The 1,765-nt window shown below is 39.9% G+C and carries 3 protein-coding genes; all 3 read right to left on the bottom strand.

All coding sequences use genetic code 11. The features are described from left to right. Positions 1–209 precede the first annotated feature (209 nt). The 3 genes from ACLOR3_RS06440 to ACLOR3_RS06450 all read right to left on the bottom strand — a co-directional run bounded on the left by ACLOR3_RS06440 (position 210) and on the right by ACLOR3_RS06450 (position 1,728). Positions 210–365 carry a hypothetical protein gene (locus ACLOR3_RS06440; protein ID WP_185759638.1) on the bottom strand — a complete coding sequence of 52 codons (156 nt, stop codon included), beginning with the start codon at positions 363–365 and terminating at the stop codon, positions 210–212. 119 nt (positions 366–484) lie between these two features. Beyond that, positions 485–760, bottom strand: coding sequence for an HU family DNA-binding protein (locus ACLOR3_RS06445; RefSeq protein ID WP_006596762.1), 276 nt, complete (start codon positions 758–760; stop codon positions 485–487). A 134-nt stretch (positions 761–894) separates the two neighbouring features. After that, positions 895–1,728, bottom strand: a complete 834-nt coding sequence (locus ACLOR3_RS06450; protein WP_195610912.1) for a DegV family protein — start codon at positions 1,726–1,728, stop codon at positions 895–897. Positions 1,729–1,765 lie beyond the last annotated feature (37 nt).

Genomic DNA, 1,765 nt, shown 5'->3' on the forward strand with positions numbered 1-1,765 from the left:
TTGCAATACATCTTCCACTTTTTCTTGTTGAACGGAATCGAGCGTTAAACAAGCTAGCATGGTCTTTCCCCTTTCTGTCTCTTCTTTAAAACTATTATATCACGAATACCACATTTTGCCTAATTAGAATGTTTGTAAATAAGAAAAAGTGCAGGATTAAATTAGCTCGAATCAAGCTCCTTTACTCCCACACTTTTTTATATCTAATCTTAACTTCCCCAACTAAAGATCCATCTCATAGTTCCTAGTAAAATTTTAACAAAGAGGAACATAAAGAAGAGTTCCACCATAAACCAGAGACCTTTCAATAGATAAAGAATTGGCTTAATCATGAGCAGAACAAAGATTCCAACAATCCATCTCATGGTCCACCCTCCATTTCTCACTTTTTTCTATTATACTCCTATTTATAGGCCCTGTCTAGAAACTACTCTAAAACAAAAGGTTCCTTCTAGCAAGCTAGAAGGAACCTTTGTAATCACAATTATTTAACTGCGTCTTTAAGAGCTTTACCAGCTTTGAATGCTGGAACTTTAGAAGCAGCGATTTTGATTTCTTTACCAGTTTGTGGGTTGCGACCTTTACGAGCTGCACGTTCACGAACTTCAAAGTTACCGAAACCGATCAATTGAACTTTTTCACCTTTTGAAAGGTATTCTGAAACAGCTGCAAATACAGCGTCAACTGCTGCTGCTGAGTCTTTTTTAGTCAATTCTGTAGCTTCTGCCACTTTTGCGATCAAATCTTGTTTGTTAGCCATTTAACAAATCCTCCAAATTTTTTTAGGTTTTACCCTTAACATCTCTATCATATCTAAAAAATGCTTTTAGGTCAAGTACTAAACTTGTTTTTATCAACATTTATCTAGGAATAAATTCCTTTATTGACGGGCTTCTATGCAAATCGGACAAGAACTGCCCAGGCATCTTCACCAGTGTGAGTTTGAATGATCGAACCTGTCTCCAAAACAGAGATTGGAGCTGCAACCAAAGGCTGTAATTGTGCCTTCATTTGGTTAGCAAAGTCAGGTCCACCAGCATAGGAAATCCCTATCTCAGCGATTTCTTTACCAGATAAGTCTTGAATCAACTCGTCCAACCATTTTTTAAAGGTCTTCTGTCCGCGTCCTTTGACAATCGGTTGCAGTTCATCGTTCTTCATTTCCATGACAACCCGAATGTTCAAAAGGGAACTCAATAAACCAGTTACGCGGCCAATCCGACCTCCTTTCACCAGGTTTTCCAGAGTAGAAACCCCAATGTAGAGTCTAGATTTTTGCTTGACCTCTTCAATGCGGGCTACAATTTCCTCTACGCTAGCTCCTTCTTGAGCCATTTTCGCTGCTTCTACCACTTGGAACTTCATGGCTTGGTCCGTAAAGCTACTATCGATCACCGTGACATCTGCATTGGCTAAGGTAGCACCTTGACGTGCAGCTTCCACTGTACCAGATAAGGCGTGAGACATATGGATCGCAATAATTTGCGCCCCTTCTGCAGCCAAACCTTCGAAGGCTTCTGCAAACACACCTACTGGAGGTTGACTGGTCTTTGGAAGGTTCTTACTGGACTTCATCAACTGAAGGAATTGTCCTTCTGTTAATTCCGCATCTGAATAGAGGACACCGTCCACCATAACAGAGAGGGGAACGATGGTAATTCCGTATTTTTCAACAACTTCAGGCTCAATCGTTACGGATGAGTCTGTAACAATTTTTACTTGTGACATAACATTCCTACAATCTTTTCTTAGATATATCCACTCT

The organism is Streptococcus intestinihominis, from assembly GCF_046824975.1.
Classification (GTDB): domain Bacteria; phylum Bacillota; class Bacilli; order Lactobacillales; family Streptococcaceae; genus Streptococcus.

What these genes read in the sequence shown, in the direction of transcription:
- ACLOR3_RS06445 (WP_006596762.1), bottom strand. Translation starts at nt 760, where the DNA reads ATGGCTAACAAACAAGATTTGATCGCAAAAGTGGCAGAAGCTACAGAA.
- ACLOR3_RS06450 (WP_195610912.1), bottom strand. Translation starts at nt 1,728, where the DNA reads ATGTCACAAGTAAAAATTGTTACAGACTCATCCGTAACGATTGAGCCT.
- ACLOR3_RS06440 (WP_185759638.1), bottom strand. Translation starts at nt 365, where the DNA reads ATGAGATGGATTGTTGGAATCTTTGTTCTGCTCATGATTAAGCCAATT.